Source organism: Pseudenhygromyxa sp. WMMC2535 (assembly GCF_011083025.2).
This window is the reverse complement of the sequence record NZ_JABJWV010000001.1, coordinates 6,716,819-6,740,293: the sequence shown is the minus strand read 5'-3', so window position 1 is coordinate 6,740,293 and position 23,475 is coordinate 6,716,819. Positions and strand designations below refer to the sequence as shown.

Below are 23,475 nucleotides of genomic sequence, written 5' to 3'. Positions count from 1 at the left end.
TCGGCTCGCGTCACGCTCGCTGCGTCGAAGCTCGCTGCGTCGAAGCTCGCTGCGTCGAAGCTCGCGGGCGAGGCGCGGCTGAGCGCCTCAGGCCTCGCCCTCGCCCCAGGCCTGGCCGTCGTCGTCTGCGTCTGGGGCCTCGAGCACGAAGCCCACGGGGCCCGACTCGAGCCCGCGCTTGGCTCCCCCTCCGCGCGTGCGCTCGGACCCGCGAGCGGGCGCGGAGCGAAGCCGCTTCGTCGACGCGCCGCCGCGCTCGCGCAGCCGCCGAGCCCGGCGCTCGGCGATCACCTGCCAGGGCTGGGCGTTGAGCACGTGCTCGACCGCGAGCCCGCCGCGGCGCGCCATGGCCAGGCCGAACTCGAAGCGCCCGAGCTGCTCCGGGGCGTGGGCGTCGGTGTTGATCACCACCGCGACCCCGGCCTCGCGGCAGCGCCGGCAGCCCTCGTCGTCGAGGTCCATGCGCTGCGGACCGCCGTTGCACTCGAGCGCGACCTCGAGGCGCGCGGCCGCGGCGATCAGCGCGTCGAGATCGAGGGCGTAGCCATCGCGCTTGCCCGGCCGGCGCCCCGTGGGGTGACCAATGCAGTCGACTACCCCGCTCTCCATGGCCCGGATGATCCGCGCCGTCATCTGCTCGCGGCTCATCCGCGTCCACTGGTGGACGCTGGCCACGACCCAGTCGAGCTCGGCGAGCAGCGCCGGGTCGAGGTCGAGGCTGCCGTCTTCGAGGATGTCGACCTCGATCCCGGCGAGCAGCCGCGGGCCGTCCTCGCCATGCTGGCGATCGCGGGCGCGGATCCGCCGGAGCTGGGCGGCCAGGCCGGCCTCGTCGAGGCCGCCGGCGACCGCCAGGGCCCGCGAGTGATCGGTGATCGCCACGTAGCGCAGGCCCAGCTCGGCCGCGCGCGCGAGCATGTCCTCGACGCTCCCGCGGCCGTCGCTGTCGCGGGTGTGCATGTGCAGGTCGCCGAGCAGATCGCTGGCACGGATCAGCCGCGGCGAGGCCCCGCTGGCCGCGGCCGCGAGCTCCCCTCGTCCCTCGCGCAGCTCCGGGGGGATCCAGGCCAGGCCGAGGTGGCGATAGGTCGCCCGCTCGTCGGCGCCAGCGTCGATCTGCCGACCATCACCGTCGAACAGGCCCTCGTCGGTCAGGCCTAGCCCTCGCGCGGCCGCCCGCTCGCGCAGGGCCTGGACGTGCGCCTCGACCCCGGTGGCGTCGACGAGGGCCGCCGCGAAGGCCGGCGGCCGGACGACGCGCAGCCGCGCCTGGTGCCCCTCGCCGAGGCTCAGCGTGCAGCGTGTCGTCGGCGAGGGCTCCCCCTCGTTCCCCTCCCCCTCGGCGAGCGTCCCGAGCGTCCCGAGCACCCTGATCGCAGCCACCGCCGCGGCCGGATCGACCGCCGCCACCACCACGTCCACGCCCTCGACCAGGTCCACGCCCCGGCGCAGCGCCCCCGCCAGCTCCGCGCGCAGCACCAGCGGCTGCTCGATCAAGGTTGCGAGCAGCCGCTGTCCCCGGCGCAGCGCCTCCGCGTGGGCGAGCTTGCCCCGACGTCGGCGATAGGCCGCGAGGCCGGCGAGGATCTTGCGAGCGTGAGACAAGCCCATGCGCGGCAGGGTCTCGATCAGGCCCGAGCGGGCCGCGTGCTCGAGGGCGTCGAGGGTGTCCACGCCCAGCTGCCGATACACCGCGCGGACCGTGGCCGGGCCGACCCCCTCGATCTTCATCATCTCGCGCACGCCCGCCGGCAGGGCCCCGCGCAGGGCGTCGAGGTCGTCACAGCTGCCGCGCTCGATCAGCTGCTCGATGCGGCGCAGGGTCCCTGCGCCCACCCCTGGGAGCTTGGCGAGGCTGCCGTCGCGCAACATCTCGGCCGCCGGCCGCGGCAGGCCGTCGAGGATCCGCGCAGCACGACGCAGGGCCGAGATCCGGTGGCGATCACCAGCTTGGATCTGCGAGAGGTCGGCCATCTCCGCGAACGCGGCCGCGAGCTCGGTGTTTTGCAGGCTGGCCATTGGACTGGGGGATCTGGCGGCGATCGGGGGGCTTGGGTGCGGAGTCGATGGTGGTATTGTGCGGGCCGCGCCAGCTCAGTCTAGCGCGTCCACGACTCCCCCTCCCGATCCAGATCAGAGCACGAGCGAACATGGCCAACGACAACCAAAACCCGCAGAACCCCCAGATGCCCGGCATGCCCGGTATGCAAGGCATGCAGGGCATGAACCCCATGATGATGCAGATGATGCAGATGATGGGGCAGATGGCCGGGGGCATGGGCATGGCCCCGCAGTTCGACCCCGCCGCGGCGCCCTTCCAGGGCGAGGTCAGCAAGGACGAGGATCCGGGCCTCGAGGCCGAGCTGATCCGCCCGGCGACCTTCGACGATCTGATCCGCAAGCAAGAGGCCCTGCCCACGGGCACCGTGCTCGACTACCTGTGCCTGAGCGAGGACAGCAAGACCTCTCTGGGCGGCCTGCCCAAGGGCTGCACCATGGCGCTCGTCGGCCCCCCCGGTAAGGGCAAGACCCGCACCACCTTGGGCACCCTCGCCCGCGTCGCCCAAAGCGGCACCAAGGTCGCCTTCGTCGTCGCCGAGGAGGGCTTCCACGACAAGGCCGGCTCGGGCCGCGACGACCTCGGCTCGCGCATGACCAAGATCGGCATGAAGGCCACCGGCCTCGGCGAGGACGAGTTCCGCGAGCAGGTGCTCGAGAACATGTGGGTGATCGAGTCGCAGTATCACCGCGGCCAGACCTGGGACGACTTCATCGCCAAGTACCGCTACCTGGTCGAGAAGGCCGGGATCGGCTTCGTGGTCATCGACTCGCTCAACATGCTCGACCCCAGCCGCAGCAAGACGGCCGACCACCTGAGCACGCTCAAGACCTACAACCACGAGCAGGGCGTGACCTGCCTGTGCGTCGGTCAGATCAAGGACACCGGCGCCCCCGTGGGCGGCGAGGCCATGGTCCACACCGCCGACGCCGTGTTCCTGATCGAGGAGATGGGCCTGACCTCCAAGGATCAGGCCGCCGAGTGGGGCGGCAAGTACCGCGAGCGCATCGACATCATCCGCGCGGTCAAGAGCGTGACCACGCCGACCTTCCCGCACCCGATCCGCATCGAGCAAGACGAGATCGGCGAGCTGGGGGTCAGCGACGCGCAGCCGGCCGACAAGGCCGTGCTGCCCCTGCCCTGATCCAGTTTGATCAGGCTCGATCCAGCGCGCGTTCGAGCGGGGCAGCGAGAGCTCGCCCCGCTCTTTTTGTGCCCGCTCAGTCGACCGAGAAGCTCGAGCTGACCTTCATCACCGGGCCGTCGAAGGCCGGGAATTTGTGGCCGTAGACCGCCTTGCGCACGCAAGGCACGATCCCCGCCTCGGACAGGTTGCTCGGCGCGTTGACGTTGACGCCGGTGACCTTGCCCTTGCCGTCGACGCCGAATTTGAAGCGCACCTGACCCTTGCCGAGCTCGGCCACGCGGGCGTTGGCGTCGAGCACACAGCGCTGGAAGCTCGAGTCGAGCTTGGCCAGCTCGCGGTCGATCTGCGCGTCGCTGAGCCGGCCGCTGCCGTCGGACATGGAGATGGTCTGGTCGGCGTTGGCGTCGAAGCGCGGGATCCCGGCGTCGTTGTCGATCGGCGGCCCGGCGAGGCCCTCGCCCGCGTCCGCCGATCCGCTGGACTTGCCCCTGCCCCGCTTGCCCCTGCGCCCGCGCTTTTTCTTGCCCGCGGCCTCGTCCACCGGCGCCTCGAGCTCGGGCGCCTCGACGACCTCGACCACGCAGCGCTCGCCCTCGCAGATCGTCCCCGTCCCGCAGGCCCCGGCGCACGGCTCGGGGGCGAGCACGGTCTGCTCGGCGACATAGAGGGCCCCCGCCCCGAGCAAGACACCGAGGACGAGACCGCCGAAGACATGGGATCCGGACACGGACGCCATGCTACCCTGCGCCCTGCGCCATGCACATCGTCGACGACGCCACCGTCCGCCGCTGGTTCCACGCCGGCGACAACCTCGAGCAGCTGACTGGCGCCCTGGGCAGCCACCGCCCCGGCAGCGAGTACATGCAAGAGGTGCTCGGCCTGCCCCTGCACGTGCAGTTTTGCGTGCAGCGCCTGTCGGAGGAGGGCCGCTCCCTCGACGAGCTCCAGTCGATCCCCTTTTACTCGCTGTGCCGCGGGCTGTTCATCCCGCTGATGCGCATGCACCCCGAGAAGGCCGCGCGCATGTTCGGCCTCGAGATCGCCGCGCCCCCCGACACCGCGGGGCGTGCACAGCTCGTCGAGCAGTTCCTCGATCGCAACGTCGGGCTGTCGGCGGTCCAGAAGATCGGCTGCCTCGTCGGTGACGTCTTCGTCGGCCGAACCAGCACCTTCAAGCGCGACAGCCTGGTCCGCCTGGTCATGATGGTCGACCTCAAGACCCGCGGGCAGATGCTCGACCGCCTGACCCAGGTCGGCGACGTCGGGGTGCTCTTCGCCGAGTCCCGGTCCACGCTCAAGTCGGATCCGCCGCTTACCGCCGGCGAGGTCCTGCTGACCCTCGAGTTCCTGCCCGACGCCCCGCGGACCAAGAAGTTCGAGCTGCTGCGCTCGCTGCTCTCGCGCATGGGCAAGGTCGAGGCCTACTTCATGGCCCGGCTGATCCTGCGCAAGGCGGACTTTGGCTTCGAGTACGAAGGCGCGGTGATCGCCAAGGCCCTGGCCAACTACTACGGGGCCGAGGCCGAGGCCGTACAGCACGCCATCGCGCTCTCCGATCCCTTCGCCGTCGCCCACCTCCTGGCCGACAAGGGCCCCGAGGGCCTGCGCGAGCTCCGGCTCCAGCCCCTGGTGGCGATCAAGCCGGCGCTGGCCAGCGGCGGCACCGACGGGGTCAAGGTCTTCCCCGCCTGGGTCGAGCGCAAGTACGACGGCATCCGCATGATGCTGCACAAGTCCACCGACGCCAGCGGCTCGGTGCTCTGCGCCGCCTACACCCGCGGACGCAAGGACTGGCTCGAGACCGTCAACGGCCTGCGCCAGACCATCACCATGTTCCCCTGCCACGACGCGATCATCGACGGGGAGCTCTACGGCACGGTCCTCGACCTCGACGGGCCGCGCCCGGCCACGGTCTACGAGGTCTACGCCAGCTTGTCCGGCGAGGTCGTCCAGCGCCCGGTCAACCTCAAGTACGCGGCCTTCGACCTCGTCTACCTCAACGGCCAGGACCTCACCCAGCTGCCCCTTCGCCAGCGCCGCCAGACCCTCCAGCAGTTCCTCACCCCGGTCACCGGCTGGTCGCTGCCGGTCCCCGTGAGCATCGCCGAGGGCCAGCTCGCCAAGGACAACAAGGACGTCAACCGGCTCTACCAGTACTTCCGCGGCCAGGGCTACGAGGGCATCATCACCAAGGACCTCGACGGGGTCTACGCCCTCGCCCGCCGCGACCCCAACTGGCTCAAGCGCAAGCCCGAGATCACCTTGGACCTGGTGTTACTCGAGGGCATCTTGTCGGTCACGTCCAAGCAAAAGGCCGGGATGTTTGGCAGCTTCGCGATCGGCGCGCGGATGCCCGACGGCAGCTTCGTCGATGTCGGCGACGTCGCCGGCGTCGACCAGCACCGCGACCGCGAGCTCCAGGCCGAGATCATGCGCAGCGGTCTGATGACCGGGCGCCGGGTCGAGCGTCAGAGTGCCTCCGGCGTGCGCCCGGGCTTCGAGCTGCGCCCGCACATCGTGGTCACCGTGCGCTTCGAGGGCATCGTGAAGGACACGGCCACCGGTGACCTCAAGCTCCGCGACCCCAAGCTGGTGACAATTCGATCGGACAAGCACGCGGGCGAGGCCGACCTCGTCTCGGCGATCGAGCAGCTCTACCTCCAGCAGCGCATGGGCTGAACGCTCGAACTCGCGCACGCCCTCCCCATGTGCTCGCCCCCGTCGCACGGCAGGCTTGCGCGTGTCGGTGCAGCTCTCTTTAATCTGTGGATGCGACCTAGCCGCTCCATCCATACGCTTCGCCTACTGACCTGCTTTTCGATCCTTCCCCTCGCGGCCTGTGGCGACAGCGGCAGCGACGACGCCAGCTCCAGCGAGGACGTCGGCGAGACCCAAGACGACACCGCCGGCACCACCGCGGGCGAGGAGACCGAGTCCACGGGATCCGAGGCGAGCACCGACGCGGGCACGACCGAGACCGCGACGGACACGGACACCGATGACGACGTCGGCACCTCCGAGACGGACGCCGGCACCGAGACCGACGCCGGCACCGAGACCGACGCCGGCACCGAGACCGACGCTGGCACGGACACCGACACCGGGGACACCGACACCACGGACACGGACACGGACACCACCGGCGAGCAGGAGTACGCCCCGTGGATCCTGACCATCGACGAGCCCGACAGCACCACCGACGTGCTCTTGCAGATCAGCATCGTCGACGGCGAGGTCGGCGAGACCACGGTGATCTGCGACGATCTCGAGCTGTCCGGCAACCTGCCCGACAACACCATCTTCACCTCGCTGACCTTCAACGACCTCGACCTCTACGCCTCTGGCCGCGTCACCGCCAACGGCGACACGCTGGTCTACATCAACCCCTGCGACTGCACCGCGCAAGAGGTCGGCCAGTACGGCTACACCGGAGTCAACGGCATCACCTCCAACGAGCTCCAGAACATGTTCGGCTCGTCCTCCGATCAGGACGTGATCATCGAGATCGATCCGATGACCGCGCTCGCCATGGAGCTCAACCCGCTCCCGGGTGACTGGGGCTCGACTGGCCTGACCTGGTCCGAGCCCGAGCTCAACGTGCTCTACGGCATCAACGCCAGCGACGATCGCCTCTACACCTTCAACGGTGACGACGCCTCCGAGATCGGGTCGATCGCCATGGACATGAACTTCGGCTCCGTGGGCATCGAGTACCACCCCGGCGCCGACAAGCTCTACGCCTGCGGCATCTCTGGCGACGCGCGCTCGCTCTACTCCGTGGACATCGAGACCGGCGCGGTCAGCCTCGAGGCCAGCGACGTCCTCGCCGGCACCTGCGACAACCTCGCGGCGCCCTTCGGCCCCGTCGAGTGCATCCCCCAGTAACCCAGTGACGCAGTGAATGCGCGCCGCGCCTGCGACCGAGCTCACGACGGGCGAGGCGCGGGCGCGGGCGCCTTCACCAAGCGAAAAACCTAATTCAACAGACGATCCTCGTGTTCGTCGCGCTCCTCGTCTTCGAGCACGTCGTCGTCGTCTTGCGCGACCATCCCCGCTTGGTGATGCAGCAGGCGCCAGCGCCCCTCCTCGCGCACGAACACGTTGGTCGCGACGAGCTCGACCCCAGGCAGCAGCTCCGTGCAGATGACGACGCCGACCTCCCCGAGGAGCTCGGCGACCTCGTCGCGGGCGCGGACCTGCGGCGGGCGGCGCAGGATGTCTCGCCAGCTCGCCATCACGCGATCGCGGCCGCGCAGCAGGGCCCAGCCTGGATGGATGCACAGGGACGCGGCGTGATCCGCCCAGATCCTATCCATGGCCACGAAGTCGCCGGCCGCGAAGGCACGATAGAACTCGCGGTTGGCCCGCAGCAGCTCGTTGATCCCGAGGCGCAGCGAATCGGACATCTCATCGAGGATATCAGCATGCTCCCGCCCGTCGATGCCTGGCGATGCGCTTCCAGATCAATGCGCGGCCCCGCCCATGCGCGGACGCTCTCGCGCGCCGCTGGATCCGAGGCTGCGACGCTCACTTCACGGCTGCTCCCCCCTCCCACGACGCCCACGATCGCGCATCGGAACGCACGGCTTCGGCGCGCTCGCGGCTCGGCGCGCGAAGCTGCTATTTCAAAAGCTCCGAGGTTGGCGCACGCCCCTCGGCCGGCCGCCCTGGGGGCACAACTCGCCGCGCTTTGTGGCATCTTGGGGGCGTGAGCCGCTTTGTTCCAGGCGCCCCGTCGCTCGCCATCGCTTTCATTTGCTTGCCCCTCAGCTTCGCTTGCGGCGGTCCCGTGTACGAGGCCCAGCTGCCCGACACCGGCGACAACGCCGAGGACGAGGACGAGGACAGCACCGAAGAGTCCACGGAGACCGACTCGGGTACGGGCAGCGACACCACGGACAGCACCGAGTCCACCGAGGAGACCGACTCGGGCAGCGAGACCGACACCAGCGCTGAGACCGGCGACGACGGCCGCTTCCGCGTGGTGATCTTCGCCGACTCGCACGTCGTCGGGCCCGAGTACCAAGGCGGCGACTCAAACCTGCTCAACGCCGAGCAGCAGCTCGAGATCCTGCGCTGGGAGGTCGAGCACATCGATCCGCTCCCCGACTTCGCGGTGATCCTCGGCGGCCTGGTCCACGACGCCTACCCGACCACCGAGCTCGACTTCTACGAGAACAACCCCAACGCCTTTGCGATCGTCGACGAGATCCTCGACGGCTTCCCGATCCCCGTCTACCAGCTCTTTGGCGACAGCGACTACGGCGTCCCCGACGTCAGCCGCAGCTTCTCCCACACGCTCTTCTATAGCTTCTTCCAGAAGGACCCCTACTACGTCATCGACCATGGCGGGTGGCGCTTCTTCTTCACCAACAGCCAGCTCGGGCACAGCTTCGACGCGCAGACCGTGGGCTACGATCCCAGCCTCGGCTCCTACGGCGCCAACCAGCTCAACTGGCTGAGCTACGAGCTCGAACAGGGCGGCCCCGCGGTGGTCTTCAGCCACTTCCCGATCCACACCACGGCCATCGACGAGGAGCTCGAGGGCGGGGGCTTCCCCGACATGCGCTCGCTGCTCCTCGCCCAGGACAACGTCGAGCTGATCTTCGCGGGACACACCTACACCTGGGTGAGCACCCCCGGGGAGTTTGGCGCGCCGCACTACGAGGTCGGGGCGACCCGCTACGACACCGACAACTTCTTGTTGCTCGAATTCGACGACCAGGGCGGATACGAGTTCCTGGACATCGAGAAGGTCCAGTGGAACACGCCCAACGCGGATCACTGGGACTACTCCGAGGATCCGCCGGTGCCCGCGGGCTAAGAGATCGACGCTGCACAAAAGCTGCACGCTTTCTCCCCCTCGCAGCGCCACGCTCGCCCCATCGCCTGCAAACTCGCTTGCTATCGCAAGCAGCGATGACCCCCTCGAGCGTCTCCTCCCCCGCCGCGGCCGCCCCACCGGGAGCTTGGGCCACAGCGTCCGCGCCTCCTCGACCCCGCGCCCCCCTCGACCGGGCCCAGCGCGTCGACGCCCGCAGCCTCGTCGGCGGCCTGCTCGGCTTCCTCGCCCTCGGGGCCGCGGCCGCCCTCGGCGAGCCGCTGCTCGAGGGAACGAGCCTGCGCCTGGTCCCGAGCGTGCTGATGGTCGAGCTCTCGGCCATGGCCCTGACCACGCCAGCGCTGATCGCCCTGCACCAGTTCCTCGACCTCGAGGCCCCCCCGGAGGCCCTGGCCGCGGCCTGCGGGCGCGCCCTCGTCCACGGCGGCCGGGTCGCCGGCGGGCTCACTCCCCTCGTGCTCTTCTACGCGGCCACGACCTCGTTGGGGGTGTTCGCCATGCTCGTCTCCCTCGCCGCGGTCGGCGTGTTCACGACCGTCACGGCCTGCGTCTCGCTCAACCGCGTCGAGCTGCGCGCCACGCCACCTGCCCAGCCCGGGCGCGAGGCGATGGTCGCCCCGCGCTTCACCCTCCTGGTCCTCGCCTGGGTCGCCCTGAGCTGGGTGATCGCCCTGCGCGTGGGCGTGGACGTCGGCACCTGGGTGACCAGCTACTGAGCGAGGAGGACACGATGAACACCACCACCACCGATAGCACCCACGCCCCCTCCCCTTCGCCCGCTGCCACGCCGCCCCTGAGCCCGCGCGGCCTGGCTCTGCTGCCCCTCGCCGGCGCGCTCCTGCGAGCGCCCGAGCGCCTCGTCGGCGCCCGCGCGGCCGAGCCCGGCGAGGCCCTGGACGAAGACGAGCGCCTCGCCGCCTTGGCGCCCAAGCTGCTCGCCCTCACGCTGATCGGCGCTGGCGTGTTCGGGGTCGTCCTCGGCTCCTACCGCGGCCAGCTCCAGTACCTCTACGCGGGCCTCAAGGCCCCGCTGCTCCTGCTGCTCCCCATGCTCGTCGGGCTCCCGGCGATCCGTGCCTTCCACGGCGCCTGCGAGCTGCAGCTGTCGTGGTCGCGCCTGGCCCTCGCGGCGCTGCTCGCCGTGGCCCGCACGGCCGTGCTCGCCGCGGCCCTCGCCCCGGTGCTGTGGCTCTACCTCTCGCTGCACCCCGGCTACCACGCGGCGATCCTGGCCATGGCCATGAGCCTGGCGGTGGTCGGGCTCCCCGGGCTCTCGACCCTGACCCGCTGCCTCCCCACGGGCGGGCACAGCCGAGCCCTGGCCACCTTCGCGAGCGTCGCCGTGCTCGCGGCCGTGCTCGCCCAGTCCGGCTGGCTGCTGCGCCCCTTCATCGTCCGCCCGCGCGCCGAGATCAGCTTCTTGCGACCGATCGAAGCCAACGTGTTCTCGAGCCTGTCGAGCACCAGCCGCTCGGCTCGCAGGGACTATCGACGCAGCTGGGACGCCGAGGCGGCGGGCTTCCTCGGGCGCCGCGGCGCGAGCCAGGCCGAGGTGAAGCCATGATCGCCCTCAGCCTGGCCCTCGACGCCATCGCCGAGCCCGACGTCCTCGCCGAGCTCCTGGCCGTCGGCGCCCCGCTCCGGCTGCCCTCGCTGTGGGCCAGCTTGACCCTCGCCTACCTCGGCGCGGGCGCGTCCATGGCCTGGCACCTCGCCCGCCGCGGCCACTCCCTGGGCACGGCGAGCGCCGCCTTGGCCTGCTGGCCGCTCTTCGTCGGCCTGATCGGGCGGCGCGCGACGGGGCGGGCCTTCACCCTCGACGAGCCCACCAGCGCGCTGCCTGGCCAGCCGGGGCCCCTCGCCCCGCGCATCGACGCCTGCGTGCTCGCCCTGCGCCACGAGCTGCTGCGCGACGAGGTCCTGCGCAACACCGCGCCGATCACCCTCGAGCAGCTCGACAAGCTCGGCTTGGCCCTGCACCGCGCCGATCGTCGCGTCGCCCACGTCGATCGCCTGATCGCCGAGGCCGAGGCCAGCGCCCGCGGGTCCGTGTCCCCCCAGGGCCAAGCCGAGGGGCTGCTCGGCGCCCTCGCCAGCTTGCGCCAGGCTCGCGACCACGCCCGCGGCGAGCTCGAGGCGGCGCTCTCGGGGCTGCTCCAGCTGCGCGTGCAGCTCGGCCTGTTCACCCTCGCGGGCGGCGACGAGCCCGTCCGCGAGCGCCTCGAGGAGATCGAGGCTCGCGTGGCCGCGCTCGCAGAGTTATCGTCCCTCTACGGAGCGCGCACGCCATGAGCCTGGCCGCTTCGCTGCGCTCACCATCTCTCCCTCCCCCATCTCTCCCTCCCCCATCTCCCGCCATCCCTCCGACCATGCCAGCGGCCCCCTCGCCGCCCCCACAGGCCCGAGGACGGCTCACCTCAGGCCCCTCGCGCTCCCCCGTGCCCGCCCGCGCCCCCACGCTCCTGCTCGTCGATGACGACCCCAAGCTGCGCGAGGTCGTCGGCTACGCCCTGACCCGCGAGGGTTACCTCGTCCACGAGGCACGCGACGGCGCCGAGGCCCTCGCTCGCCTGGCCGCGGCCAGCTTCGACCTCCTGGTCGTCGACGTGTCCATGCCCGAGCTCGACGGCTTCGAGCTCGTCCGCCGGCTGCGGGCCGAGGACACCGAGACCCCGGTGCTCTTCCTGTCCGCGCGCAGCGACGAGATCGATCGCATCCTCGGCCTCGAGCTCGGCGGCGACGACTACGTGACCAAGCCCTTCTCCACCCGCGAGCTGGTCACCCGGGTCAAGGTGCTGCTGCGTCGGGCCCTGCGCGAGCCAACCCGGACGGCCGGCGCCGCGTCCGAGGACCAGCCCGACGCCGACGCCGAGACCCTGCACGTCGGCGGGCTGCGCCTGGCCCCCGAGCAACACCGGGCGTGGTGGGTCGAGGCCGAGGTCGCGCTCACGGCCACGGAATTTCGCCTGCTCGAGGTGCTCATGACCCGGCCCGGGCGGGTGTTCTCGCGGGCCGAGCTCGGCGAGCAGGCCTACCCCGACGCCCGCCACGTCTCCGGGCGCACCCTCGACTCGCACGTGCGTCGCATCCGGGCCAAGTTCCGCGAGCACGGCGTCGATCCGGTCGAGACCGTCCACGGCGTCGGCTACCGCCTGCGCGAGCCGCTCGAGCCATGACGCGGCCCCAGCCAGGCACGGGCAGCTACGGCACGTCGGGATCGGGGCCCACGGGGCGCCGTCGGCTGCTCCCCGGCCTGTCCCTGCGCACCTGGCTGCTGGGCTCGCACCTGCTGGTGCTCGCCCTGCCCCTCCTCGCGCTGGTCGGCACCGGCGCCCTGGCCATGGATCTGCGCCGCCAGACCCGGGCCGACCTCGAGCACCAGGCCGACGTGCTCACCGTGGCCGTCGCCGCCCTGGCGCGCTCGGACAGCGGCGCCCCCCTCGGCGTCGACGAGCTCGGCCCGCAGCTGGTCCCCCTGCTCCAGACGATCCGCCAGCGGACCCTGGCCGGGATCCGCGTCGTCGACGGGGACGGCCTGGTCGTGGCCAGCAGCGCGAGCGTCTCGGCCGCGACCGCCGGACCCCCCGAGGACCTGTCCAGCGATCCCGTGGTCGCCGAGGCCCTCGCCGGGCGCGTCGGCGTGGACACGCGCCCGCGCTCCCGACAAAGCGAGCGCCAACCCCTCGACGGGCCGAGCCGCCGGGCGCGGGTCCGCCTCTTCGTCGCCAAGCCGATCCGCGTGGGCGACGAGGTCGCCGGCGCCGTGCTCTTCTCTCGCACCCCCCGCGAGGAGCTCCAGGCCCTCTATCAGATGTCCCCGCGGCTGATCTGGGGCCTGCTCGCCGCGCTCGTCGTCACCGTCGCCCTGGCCGTGTTCGCGGGCCGCCTGGCCACGCGCTCCCTGGCCAGCCTCGCCGAGGCCGCCCGCCGCCTGACCCACGGCAGCGGCAGCGAGGGCGCCAAGCTCCTGCGCAGCGCCGGCTCCCACGTCGACGAGGTCCGCGAGCTCGCCACGGCGACCGCGGCCATGGCCGAGCAGCTCCAGTCGCGGGTCGACTACATCAACGAGTTCGCCGGCAACGTCGCCCACGAGTTCCGCACGCCGATCGCGACCTTGCGCGGGACCGCGGAGCTGCTGCGCGACGACGAGCAGATGCCCGCCGACCGCCGCCAGCGCTTCCTCGACAACGCCCTCGAGGAGCTCGAGCGCCTCGAGCGGCTGGTCGACGGCCTGCTCGCCCTCGCCCGCGCCGAGCAGCCCCACGCCGGCGCCCAGGTCGACCTCGCCGCGCTGCTCGCCGAGCTCCCCCAGCGCTGGCCCGACCTCGAGCTCGACCAGCCCCAGCTCGCCAGCGCCGTCGAGGGCAGCCACAGCCAGCTCGCCTCGGTGCTCGACAACCTGATCGACAACGCCTTCGCCCACGGCGGCCCCGAGGTCCACGTGCGCGTGCGCGGGCTGAGCGACCCCGCGACCCGGCGGACCGGCTTCGAGGTCGAGGACGACGGCCCCGGCATCTCGCCCGGCAACCGCGACCGGATCTTCGACCGCTTCTTCACGACCAAGCGCGAAGAGGGCGGCACCGGCCTCGGCCTGGCCCTGGTCCGCCGCGTGGTCTCGACCCACGGAGGCGAGATCGAGGTCGAGAGCGCGGCCGGGTGCACGCGCGTGCGCGTGTGGCTCGACGCGGATGCCACCTAGAGCGCTGAGCCGCGTCGGACCTCAGACCTGCGTCCACAGCTCCGCGAGCGGCCCCTCGGCCACGCGCGAGTCCGCGTTGGCGTGGCCAAAGTCGTCGGTCGGCTGGCCGGCGCCGTAGAGCAGGGTGTTGAACATGTTCGAGACCTGGCGGTTGTTGGCGTGGCCCGACTTGGGGTAGCTGACGCTGCGCCCGTCGGTGTGAAAGCCCATGTTGTTGCCGCCGAGCATCAGCATCGCGAACTCCTCGGCGTTGGAGTGATGCTTCTCGCCGTTGTCGGGCATGTAGAGCAGCAAGGTGTTGTCGAGCATGCTCCCGCCCTCCTCGGGCACGGCCGCCAGCTCGCGCGCCAGCCGGCACATCTGGCCGATGTAGCGGCTGCTGAGCTCGTGCAGGACCTCGTAGTAGTCGCCGCCGTCGCCGTGGCGCAGGTCGTGGCCGCCGATCAGCTGGCCGTCGGGGTAGAAGTCGACCAGGCTCGGGTATTGCTGCGACCAGTAGTAGGCGCCGGAGCCCAGCGAGACCACCGCGACGTTGGTCAGGCCGCTGATCAACCCGGCCGAGACCAGGTCGACCTGCGCGCCGAGGCGGATCAGCGGATCGCTGGACACGTAGGGATCGGGGTCGAGCGTCCCGGGCTCGGCCGGCTTGGCCGCGCTCAACGCGTCTTGCATGCCCTCGATCTGCGCGTCGCGGGCCATCATGTCGAGCAGCGAGGCCTCGTAGGTCTCGAGCTTCTCGCGCCCGCGCGAGGACGCGACGCCCCCGGCGAGCTCGAGCTGCACGTCCTCGAGGGCGTAGGCGAGCAGGTCCTTGCGCGACTGAAAGTCGCTGCCCGCGTCGCCGAGGGCCACGGAGCCGAACAAGGTGCTGAACACCGCCGAAGGATCGAGGAGGATCGGCGCCGGCTTGCCCGCCGCGAACGCACAGCTGGCGTAGTTGAGCGGGTTGCTCGACGCCCCGATGCCCACGCGCAGGGCGTCGAAGGGCGAGGAGCCGCGGACCCCGGGGATCTCCGCGAGCACGGACTCGATGCTCGGACCGCTCGGGCCGCTCGTCGACTTGCTGGCACATAGCGCGCCGTGATCCGTGGAGTGGCCGCCGCCGAGGTGCGTGCCCGAGAGCCCCAAGACCAGCGCGGCGCGGTCGACCAACGAGAGCGCGTCGCCGCTCCCGGCCAGCGCGCCGAGGGCCCGGGCCTCGCTCAGCGGCGCGCCCTCGATGAGCACGGGATCGCTGTGGCCGTAGTCGCGGCTGCTGCCGATCTCGCCGCCGGCGATGCCCTCGAGGGTCTCGAGGGTCAGCGGGTCGCGCATGCAGGCCGGGCGGGTGCCGTTGCCCTCCAAGAAGATCACGAAGCGACGCGGGCCGCCCTCGCCGCCCCTGGAGCCGCGAGACTCCTGACGACCGAGGGCCCCGGAGAAGAGCGCGGCCCCGGCGAGCAGCCCCGAGCTGGCGATGAACTTGCGACGGTTGATCATGATCAGTCCTGGACCCGGTATTGGAAGCTGTCGCTGGTGAACAGCGCGGTGAGCAGCGCGGCGAAGGAGCCGCCGCTGTCGTCGTAGGCCTGCTCGAGCGCGGCCATGGTGCAGGCGTCGGCCATGGTCTCCTCGCGCCCAGCGAAGTAGCGGAAGGTCTGGCGGATGAAGCAGCGCTTGGCGTAGGGCGAGGCCGCGAGGCGCTCGCTGAAGTCGATCGCCGAGCCGACCTCGCCCTCGAGCTCCGGCGAGGGCATGCTGACCAGGGTGCTCGAGCCGTCGGGCGCCTCGCCGTGGTCCTCGATCCGCACGAAGCCCGCGTGGTCGTAGATCTCGAAGGGGTAGCCGAGCGGGTTCATGTACTGGTGGCAGGCCCAGCAGTAGGCGTCGGCGTCGATCTGCGAGGTCAGGCGATCGCGCGTCGACAGCTCCTTGGACTCGTCGCTGAGCGAGGCGTCGACGTTGAGGGGCAGCGCAGGCACGTCCTGGCACAGCAGCTCCTCGCGGATCCACTTGCCGCGGTGGACCGGGTTGGGATCATTTTCGAAGGACAGCGAGTGCGCGCCCAGCCAGGCCGGGTGCGTGAGCACCCCGGCGCGCTCCGTGGCCGGGAGCTCGATCCACCGCGCCTCGCGGGTCTGCTCGGTGACCCCCGCGACGTTGTAGACCCGGTTCGCCGCCGAGGTCGACTTCCAGATCGACGACTCCCCCTCCTGGTAGCCAGCGGTCGCCGGCGTGTAGAACATCCGCGAGGTCAGCAGCTTGGCGAAGATGTCCTGATCGTCGGCGAGGATCCGCGCGATCATGTCGTCGAGGTGCTCGACGAGGGTGTTCTCGTAGCCGTGGGTGCCGGTCAGCGAGTTTTGATAGCTGTTGCCCACGGCGGAGCCCGACCACGCCGAGCTCCCCCCGACCTCGGACTTGGACGGCTGCGCCGCGATCTCGCCGTAGTCGAGCCACTCGCGGAAGAAGGCGCGCACGCCCATGGCCATCCAGTACTCGCCGCGGTTCTCCCAGTCGCGGCTGTCGCCGCGCTCGAGGAAGAGGTCCTGGCGCGTCTCGTCGAGGCCGCCGATGTACTCGCGCACGAGCATGTCGACGATCTCGGGGTCGCTGATGCTCCCGTCCTCGGCCGCCTCGGCGAAGCCGCTGAGGTGGCCGTCGACGTCGCCCATGGACCAGTATCCGAACTGGCGGTGCACGCTCGGGGCACCCGGGGCGGTCTTGCCGAGGGCGTAGGCCATGGCCGTGGCCAGCTCCCAGTCGCTCAGGCGCACGCGCCCGTGCTCGTCGACCTCGCCCGCGCCGAGCTCCGCGCGATGCAGGCCCTCGGCGTTCATCCACGCGGCCGCGGCGACGGCCTTGATGGTCGCCTCGCGGTCCTCGAAGCCGAGCTCTCCAGCGATCGCGTTTTGGGCGAAGTCGTAGAGGCGGTCGACCTGGTCCTCGCTCGCCGGATGATAGAGCACCCCACGCTCGAGCAGGCGCGCGACGAAGTAGCGCACGCACTCCGGATCGGGGTCGCCCTGGTTGAGGAAGCACAGGGTCTCGGGGTCATCGACGACCGTGCGCAGCGAGCTGGTGTTGTAGTCGTGCGCCTTGGTCCACCCGGCGCCGGCGCTGCCGACGACCCCGAGGTAGAGCGAGAGCACGCTCGAGTCGAGGGCCTCCTGCTCTGCGTAGGTCGAGTAGCGGTGATCCGCGCGGGCATAGAGCGGGTTGCGGTCGCGGTTGCTGCCGTACCAGCCCCCCGTGTTGCGCGTCCACTCGAAGCGATCGAGCAGGCGCAGGTCCGCCGGCGGCATGGCCGGCTCGCCCTTGCACACGAAGAGCTCGTCCTGGTCGAGAGCGTTGCCCGAGGGCACCTGCGGCTCCTCCTCGCCCTCATCCCCGGCGTCGCCCTCGTCGGGGCCCTCGCCCTCGTCGGGACCCTCGTCGGCGGACTCCGCCCCCTCGCCGCCGGTGGCGTCGCCGAGCTCGTCGCCCCCATCAGCCCCCTCATTGCCCTGAGAGCAGCCCGCAGCGCCCAAGAGCAGCCCGAGGCCGAGCGCACCTGCGATCGGATAGCGAAGCGTCGACATCACGCGATCCCCTATCACGCGCGCTCGACCTCGACCCAGCACTTTCAAAGCGCGCAGCAAGGCGAGTGCCGACGGCTACCTCTTGCACATGAACACCGCCTGCGTCCTCGTCCAAAGGCCAGGGTGAAAACGCTACCGGGCCTGCGCTGCGTCCTCGTCGACGACCGCGCCGCTCGCGGGCGCGTCGACGAGCGCCGGATCCTTGCCGCGGATCCGCAAGAAAAACGCCGGGAAGTCGCGCTCGATGATCACGTAGATCGCGGGCACGACGAGCAGCACCAGCGCCGTCGAGATCCCCAGGCCTGCGGCGATCGAGATCGCCATCGGCGCGAGGATCTGGTCCTTGCCGCCGAGGCCGACGGCCAGCGGGCCGAGGCCGAAGCAGGTCGTCAGCGTGGTCGAGATGATCGGCCGCAGGCGCTCGAGCGCGCCGTCGCGCGCGGCGTCTTTGATCGTCGCGCCCTCGCTGCGCCGGCTGTTGATGAAGTCGACCATCACCAGCGAGTCGTTGACCACGATGCCGGCGAGCGCGATCACGCCGAAGAGCGCGAAGAGCGAGAGGTCGTAGCCCATGCCAAAGAGCCCGAGCACCGCGCCCATGATCCCAAAGGGCACCGCGCACAAGATGATCACCGGCTGGAAGTAGGAGCGAAATTGCAGGGCCAAGGCGATGTAGATCATCCCGATGGCCAGCATGAACGCGCCCGGCAGGTCGGCGAGGCTCTCGTTGATCTCCTCGGCGTCCCCACCGAACTGGAGCTCGAGCTCCGGGTAGCGCGGGGCGATGCGCTCATCCCAGAATTTCTGGATCTTCTTGGTCGTGTCCAAGGCGGTGATCACCTCGGAGTCCACGTCGGCGGTCACGGCCACGGTCCGCTGGCTGTCGCGGCGGCGGATCGAGCCGAGCTCGCGGGTCCGCTCGAGGCGGGCGACCTGATCGAGGCGGACGACGGCGCCCGTGCTCGAGGTGACCGTCAGGCTGCCGATCCCGTCGCGGTCGAGGGCCTGGGCGCCCTCGGTGCGCACGACGATCTCGACGCGCTGCTCGTCGATCGAGACCTCCGTCGCGACCAGGCCGTCGATGGCCGCCCGCGCGGCGTTGGCGATCTCGAGCTCGCTGAGGCCATAGAGCGCGGCGAGGTCCTGATCGACGGCGATCGCGAAGGTCTCCTTGCCGATCCCGCTGTCGTCGTCGATGTCGCGCACGCCCTCGACCCCGCGCAAGAAGGCCTTGATCTCGCGGACCGTGACCTCGATCTCCTCGGGCTCGCGGCCGCGGACGCGGGCGGTGACGGCCGGCCCCGCCGGCGGCCCGGCCTGCGGCATGATCACCTGATAGGCGGCGAGGTCGGGGTTTTGGCGCAGGTAAGCCTCGAGCGCGGCGACGACCTGCGGCCCGCGCTCGATCACCTCGTCGTCGATCGCGAACTCGAAGCGGATGATCCCCGTGTTCGCCCCGGTCTCGAGCAGCTGCGTGCGCGGGTCTCGGACCGAGCCGATGCGAAGCTTGGTGGTCCGGACCAGGCCGTCCTCGCGCTCCTCGCTCTGGTCGAAGCCCTCGAGCACGAGCCCGCGGATGTCCTCGCCCTGAGCCAAGCTGGCCTCACGGTCGACGCCCGCGCTGAGCTTGTAGGTGACCTGGAGCTCGGTGAGCTTGCCCGGCGCCGTGTACTGAAAGGGCATGCCCTTGGCGAGCATGATCGTGCCCACGAAGCTCACGAAGGCCAGCAGGCTGACCAGCCCACGCCGGCGCAGGCATAGCTCGAGCATCGGGCGGTAGACGGCCTTCATGCGCTCGACGAGCTTGGCCGTGCGCCCGCCCTCGGCGTCCTTGGCGGCGTAGTGGGCGAGGTGGCCGGGGAGGATGAAGATCGCCTCAATCAGCGAACCGAGCAGGCAGAAGATCACCGCCAGGGGCAAGATCCGCATGACCCGGCCCATGGTCCCGCCGACCATGGTCAGCGGCAGGAAGGCGAAGCAGGTCGTGGCCACGGCGACCGTGACCGGCAAGAGCACCTCCTTGGCGCCGTCGATCGCCGCCTGGATCCGCGGCTTGCCCTGCTCCAGGTGGCGCTGGGTGTTCTCGATCACGACGATCGCGTCGTCGACGATGATCCCCGTGGCGATGAGCAGACCGAAGGTCGAGATGACGTTGAGCGTCATGTCGGTCTTGTCCATCAAGAAGGTCGCCAGCAGGTAGGACACGGGCATGCCCCACAGCGCGAGCAGGGCCGCGCGCATGCCCGCGAGCACGGCGAGGACCAGGACCACCAAGACCCCGCCGCCGAGGCCGTTGACCAGCACGGTGCGCAGGCGGTCGCGGATCAGCAAGGTGTAGTCCTCGGACACGACCGCGCGCACGCCGGGAGGGACCATGGTCTCGAGCTCGGGCAGGGCCGCGAACACGTCCTCGCGGATCTCCAGGGGGTCCGCGCTCTCTTCGCGCTTGACCACCATCTGCACGGCCTCGACGCCGTTGATGAAGTAGCGGGTGTCGGGCTGCTCCTCGAGCTCGCGGACCTCGGCGACGTCACCCAGGCGCAGCGGCGAGCCGGGGCGCAAGGGGATCGCGGCGACGTCCTCGGCCGACTGCAGGCGCTTGTCGGTCTTGACGAAGATCTCGGCCCCGCCGCTCTCGACGGTGCCCGCGGGCACGCTCGCCCTGGCGTTGGCGATCGCCGCGGCGACCTCGGAGGGGGTGAGCTGGAGGTTGCGCAGCTTGGCCTCGTCGAGGGCGACGACGATGCGCGGCTCGGTCAGACCGACCAGGTCGACGCCGGCGACCCCGGGCAGGTCGCCCAGGGCCTCGCGCACGCGGTCGGCCTCGAGGCGGATCGAGCGATCCCCGAGCAGGGCCACGGCGCAGACCGGGAGATCGATCTTCACCTCGCGCACCTGCGGGGTCTCGGCGTCCTCGGGCAGCTCCTCGACGGCGGCCACGGCCTTCTCGACCTCGGCCCGGGCGTCCCTGAGGTCCGTGCCCGCGTTGAAGGTCACGGTGATCGAGGCCGAGCCCTCGCTGGCCACCGACTCGACGCGCTTGATGTCGGAGACGTTGTCGATCTCCTCCTCGATCGGGCGAATGATCAGCTCCTCGACGTCGCTGGCCGTGGCCCCGACGTAGGTCACCTGGACGAGCACGGCGTCGAGGCTGACCTCGGGGAACTGCTCGCGCGGCAGCTTGCTCGCGCCGACCACACCGGCGGCGAAGATCAGAAAGAAGAGCAGGTTGACGAAGACCGAGTTGTTGACGCTCAGCCGGATGATCTTGTCGAACATCGCGCCCTCCCCTTTCAGTCAGCCTCGGGCTTCGCCGGCTCGGCTTCGGCCGCGTCGCTTGGTTTGGCCGGCGCGTCTGCGGCCGGCGCGTCTGCGGCGGCCGCGGGGATCGCCTCGCCGGGCGCGTCGCTGGTGGGCGCCGCTGAAGATGTGCCGGATGTGCCGGCGCTCGCCGCCGCCGCGACCTCGCCCACGGGCGCGACGAGGTCACCGTCGACCAGGGTCTGGAGCCCCGCGCTGACCACATGGTCGCCAGGCTCGATGGGGCCCTCGATGGCCACCGCGCCGGCGACGTCCTCGTGGACGCGCACGTCGACCCGCTCGAGCTGCTCGCGGGCCTCGCCGGACTCCCCAGCCGCGACCGTGGTCGCGCGCAGCAGATAGGCCTGCTGGCCCTCCCAGCGCACGGCCGTGGGCGGCACCACCTTCACGCGATCTCCCTTCTCCCCGTGAACCTTGACGACCACGGTCTCACCAGCGCGCAGGCCCTCGTCGGCGTTGTCGAGGCGCAGCCGGGCCGTGAAGGTGTTCGTGCCCGGATCGGCCTCGCGGGCGACCCAGGCGAGCTGGGCGTCGACCACCTGGCCGCGCACGCGCACCTCGAAGCGCAGCTTGCCGCGCTCGTGAAGCACCAGCTCGTCCTCGGACAGGGGCACGTCGATGGCCAGGGCGTCGAGCTGCGAGAGAGTCAGCAGCGCCGCGCCGGGGCTGGCGTACTCGCCGACCTCGGCCTCGAGTGCCGTGATCACCCCCGAGAAGGGCGCGAGGATCGCGTTGGCCTGCTTGCGATCGCGGGACTGGATGACCTGCCCGGCGGCCTGGCGAATCGACGCCTTGGTCGTGGCGATCTCCGTCTCGAGGCGCTCGATCTCCCGGCGGTTGATGGCCCCCGACTCGAACAGCGCCCTGGTGTCTTCGAGCTGTCGCTCGAGGTCGGAGAGCTGCTCCTCCCCGCTCCTGCGCGAGGCCTGAGCGCTGATCAGCGAGCCCTTGGCGTCGGCGTCGACGAGGCGAACGAGCAGGTCTCCCTCGGCGACCTCGTCTTGCTCTTCGACCAGGCGCTCGGCGATCTGCCCGCCGTAGCGCGGGGACAGCTCCGCCCGCCGCCACGGCTCGAGCAAGATCAGGTGTCGAGATCGAAGCGTCGGCGCGACCTGATCCACGCTCGCCAAGCGCACGCGTGGCACTTGCTCTGGTGCCGCGTCCGCGTCTTGCTTGCCCCCGCAGCCCACGCCAGAGACGAAAGCGAGCGCGGCGACCAGCGCGGTGGGGAGAAGGAGCGAGCGAGGGTTGAGGCCTTGCACAGCCGTGCGGTTTTATTCCGGCCCCTGAGTGCCGGCAAGGGCCAGATCGTCACGCGCGAGCGGCGATCGCAGACCACCAGAGCCGCCCGCGCGCAGCCCACCCCCTGCCAGGCTCTAGGACGCGCTCCGACCGACAGCCTCATTTGCATCCACACACAAACCTACTTTGGAGAACGGCCTTCACCCCCGGTCATCGGCCTGCAAACTCGCTATGATCTGCGTACTTCGCCCTGCGGGCTTGATGACCATGACTTTCGAGCGCTCCTTTACACAATCCATCATCTTCTCGACCCCCCTGCTCTGCGCCATCGCCGGCTGTACGACCGGCGGCGACGGCTCGACCCCCTTCGCCAGCGGCTCGGCCGAGGACGAGAGCGGCGCGGACGAGAACGAGGACGAGAACGAGGACGAGCAGACCGCCGACGAGGGCTCGGACAGCTGCGGCAACGGTGTCGTCGATGCCGGCGAGCAGTGTGACTTCGGCGACGAAAACGACGACTCGTCTCCCTGTACCTCGATCTGCACCATCAACGTATGTGGCGACGGCTTCCTCTACGAGGGCTTCGAGGAGTGCGACGACGGCAACGAGTCGAACACCGACGCCTGCCTCGCTACCTGCAAGGTCGCCGTCTGCGGCGACGGCTTCGTCCAAGAGGGCGTCGAGGAGTGTGACGACGGCAACGACATCGAGACCGACAGCTGCACCTCGGTCTGCACCCCCGGCAACTGTGGCGACGGCGAGCTCCAAGAGGGTGAGCAGTGCGACGACGGCAACCTCGACGACTCCGACGAGTGCCCCACCACCTGCCAGCTCGCCTTTTGCGGAGACGGCTTCCTCCAAGAGGGCGTCGAGGAGTGCGACGACGGCAACACGGCGTCCAACGACGAGTGCATCTCGCCCTATTGCGTGCCCGCGACCTGCGGCGACGGCCAGCTGTGGGAGGGGGTCGAGACCTGCGACGACGGCAACCTCGACGACTCCGACGACTGCCCGACCAGCTGCGAGCCGGCCACCTGCGGGGACGGCTTCGTCCAGGCCGAGAGCGAGGAGTGCGACGACGGCAACGACGTCGACGACGACTTTTGCAGCCTCGCGTGCACGGCCAACGGCTTCTTCGACGACTTCGAGACCGGCGACCTCAGCGTGCTGCCCTGGGAGACCTCGGGCAGCGCCGACTGGTCCGTGCAGTCCTCCCAGGTCCAAGCGGGGAGCTTCGCCGCCCGCTCGGGCTCGATCACCCACAGCCAATCCACGAACCTGGAGTTCTCCGTCGACGTGCCCTCGGGGGGGGTGATCCGGTTTTGGGAGCGCGTCAGCAGCGAATCGGGCTACGACTACCTGTACTTCTACATCGATGACGTGCAGACGGGCAGCTGGTCAGGGTCCGGCTCGTGGGCGCAGCAGCAGTACGATATCGACGCGGGCGAGCACACCTTCACCTGGACCTACTCCAAGGACAGCTCCCTCAGTTCCTACGAAGACGCCGCCTATATCGACGATATCGAGGTCGGCCTCGAATAGCTCGAATACGCCCTCTGGGGCGCCTCGAGCACGCTGCGGCTCGCCGGGAAGGACTCGGCGGGC

17 protein-coding genes are annotated in these 23,475 nt (G+C 70.7%); 10 read left to right on the top strand and 7 right to left on the bottom strand.

The features are described 5' to 3' along the window. Positions 1-87: 87 nt before the first annotated feature. Positions 88-2,019, bottom strand: a complete 1,932-nt coding sequence (locus G6O69_RS26195; RefSeq protein ID WP_172306232.1) for a PHP domain-containing protein — start codon at positions 2,017-2,019, stop codon at positions 88-90. Positions 2,020-2,150: 131 nt separating this feature from the next. On the opposite strand from G6O69_RS26195, the gene G6O69_RS26190 reads away from it, so the two are divergent. Continuing rightward, the gene (locus tag G6O69_RS26190) at positions 2,151-3,203 is read left to right on the top strand and encodes an ATPase domain-containing protein (RefSeq protein WP_172306231.1); all 1,053 of its coding nucleotides are present in this window, start codon (positions 2,151-2,153) and stop codon (positions 3,201-3,203) included. A gap of 76 nt (positions 3,204-3,279) precedes the next feature. Here the strand turns inward: G6O69_RS26190 and G6O69_RS26185 are convergent, their stop codons facing one another. Then, positions 3,280-3,933 carry a hypothetical protein gene (locus tag G6O69_RS26185; protein ID WP_172306230.1) on the bottom strand — a complete coding sequence of 218 codons (654 nt, stop codon included), beginning with the start codon at positions 3,931-3,933 and terminating at the stop codon, positions 3,280-3,282. A 29-nt stretch (positions 3,934-3,962) separates the two neighbouring features. On the opposite strand from G6O69_RS26185, the gene G6O69_RS26180 reads away from it, so the two are divergent. After that, on the top strand, positions 3,963-5,885 hold the full coding sequence (locus G6O69_RS26180; RefSeq protein WP_172306229.1) for an RNA ligase family protein: 1,923 nt from the start codon (positions 3,963-3,965) through the stop codon (positions 5,883-5,885). A gap of 90 nt (positions 5,886-5,975) precedes the next feature. Next, a complete protein-coding gene (locus G6O69_RS26175; RefSeq protein ID WP_172306228.1) occupies positions 5,976-7,091 on the top strand; it encodes a hypothetical protein in 1,116 nt (371 codons plus the stop codon). Positions 7,092-7,180: 89 nt separating this feature from the next. On the opposite strand, the gene G6O69_RS26170 is transcribed toward G6O69_RS26175, so the two are convergent. Continuing rightward, the gene (locus G6O69_RS26170; RefSeq protein WP_172306227.1) at positions 7,181-7,612 is read right to left on the bottom strand and encodes a nuclear transport factor 2 family protein; all 432 of its coding nucleotides are present in this window, start codon (positions 7,610-7,612) and stop codon (positions 7,181-7,183) included. Between the two features lie 383 nt (positions 7,613-7,995). Here G6O69_RS26170 and G6O69_RS26165 point away from each other — a divergent pair, with 383 nt between their 5' ends. From G6O69_RS26165 to G6O69_RS26140, 6 genes are all read left to right on the top strand, one after another. Next, a complete protein-coding gene (locus tag G6O69_RS26165) occupies positions 7,996-9,030 on the top strand; it encodes a metallophosphoesterase (protein WP_172306226.1) in 1,035 nt (344 codons plus the stop codon). A 95-nt stretch (positions 9,031-9,125) separates the two neighbouring features. Beyond that, the gene (locus G6O69_RS26160; protein WP_172306225.1) at positions 9,126-9,764 is read left to right on the top strand and encodes a hypothetical protein; all 639 of its coding nucleotides are present in this window, start codon (positions 9,126-9,128) and stop codon (positions 9,762-9,764) included. Between the two features lie 14 nt (positions 9,765-9,778). Continuing rightward, entirely contained in the window at positions 9,779-10,612 is an 834-nt protein-coding gene (locus G6O69_RS26155) for a hypothetical protein (protein ID WP_172306224.1), read from the top strand. Then, positions 10,609-11,340 carry a hypothetical protein gene (locus G6O69_RS26150; protein ID WP_172306223.1) on the top strand — a complete coding sequence of 244 codons (732 nt, stop codon included), beginning with the start codon at positions 10,609-10,611 and terminating at the stop codon, positions 11,338-11,340. Before G6O69_RS26155 ends, G6O69_RS26150 begins: the two co-directional genes overlap by 4 nt. A gap of 146 nt (positions 11,341-11,486) precedes the next feature. Further along, on the top strand, positions 11,487-12,224 hold the full coding sequence (locus tag G6O69_RS26145) for a response regulator transcription factor (protein ID WP_346017084.1): 738 nt from the start codon (positions 11,487-11,489) through the stop codon (positions 12,222-12,224). Continuing rightward, entirely contained in the window at positions 12,221-13,747 is a 1,527-nt protein-coding gene (locus G6O69_RS26140; RefSeq protein WP_172306221.1) for an ATP-binding protein, read from the top strand. Before G6O69_RS26145 ends, G6O69_RS26140 begins: the two co-directional genes overlap by 4 nt. A gap of 21 nt (positions 13,748-13,768) precedes the next feature. On the opposite strand, the gene G6O69_RS26135 is transcribed toward G6O69_RS26140, so the two are convergent. The 4 genes from G6O69_RS26135 to G6O69_RS26120 all read right to left on the bottom strand — a co-directional run bounded on the left by G6O69_RS26135 (position 13,769) and on the right by G6O69_RS26120 (position 21,890). Next, complete coding sequence (locus tag G6O69_RS26135) at positions 13,769-15,226, bottom strand: DUF1552 domain-containing protein (protein WP_172306220.1); 1,458 nt, start codon at positions 15,224-15,226, stop codon at positions 13,769-13,771. Positions 15,227-15,228: 2 nt separating this feature from the next. Further along, on the bottom strand, positions 15,229-17,307 hold the full coding sequence (locus G6O69_RS26130; RefSeq protein ID WP_172306219.1) for a DUF1588 domain-containing protein: 2,079 nt from the start codon (positions 17,305-17,307) through the stop codon (positions 15,229-15,231). 132 nt (positions 17,308-17,439) lie between these two features. After that, positions 17,440-20,586, bottom strand: a complete 3,147-nt coding sequence (locus G6O69_RS26125; RefSeq protein WP_172306218.1) for an efflux RND transporter permease subunit — start codon at positions 20,584-20,586, stop codon at positions 17,440-17,442. A gap of 14 nt (positions 20,587-20,600) precedes the next feature. Next, positions 20,601-21,890 (bottom strand): efflux RND transporter periplasmic adaptor subunit, encoded by a 1,290-nt coding sequence (locus G6O69_RS26120; RefSeq protein ID WP_176397098.1) that lies wholly within the window; start codon positions 21,888-21,890, stop codon positions 20,601-20,603. 247 nt (positions 21,891-22,137) lie between these two features. On the opposite strand from G6O69_RS26120, the gene G6O69_RS26115 reads away from it, so the two are divergent. After that, on the top strand, positions 22,138-23,412 hold the full coding sequence (locus G6O69_RS26115; RefSeq protein ID WP_172306216.1) for a DUF4215 domain-containing protein: 1,275 nt from the start codon (positions 22,138-22,140) through the stop codon (positions 23,410-23,412). Positions 23,413-23,475 lie beyond the last annotated feature (63 nt).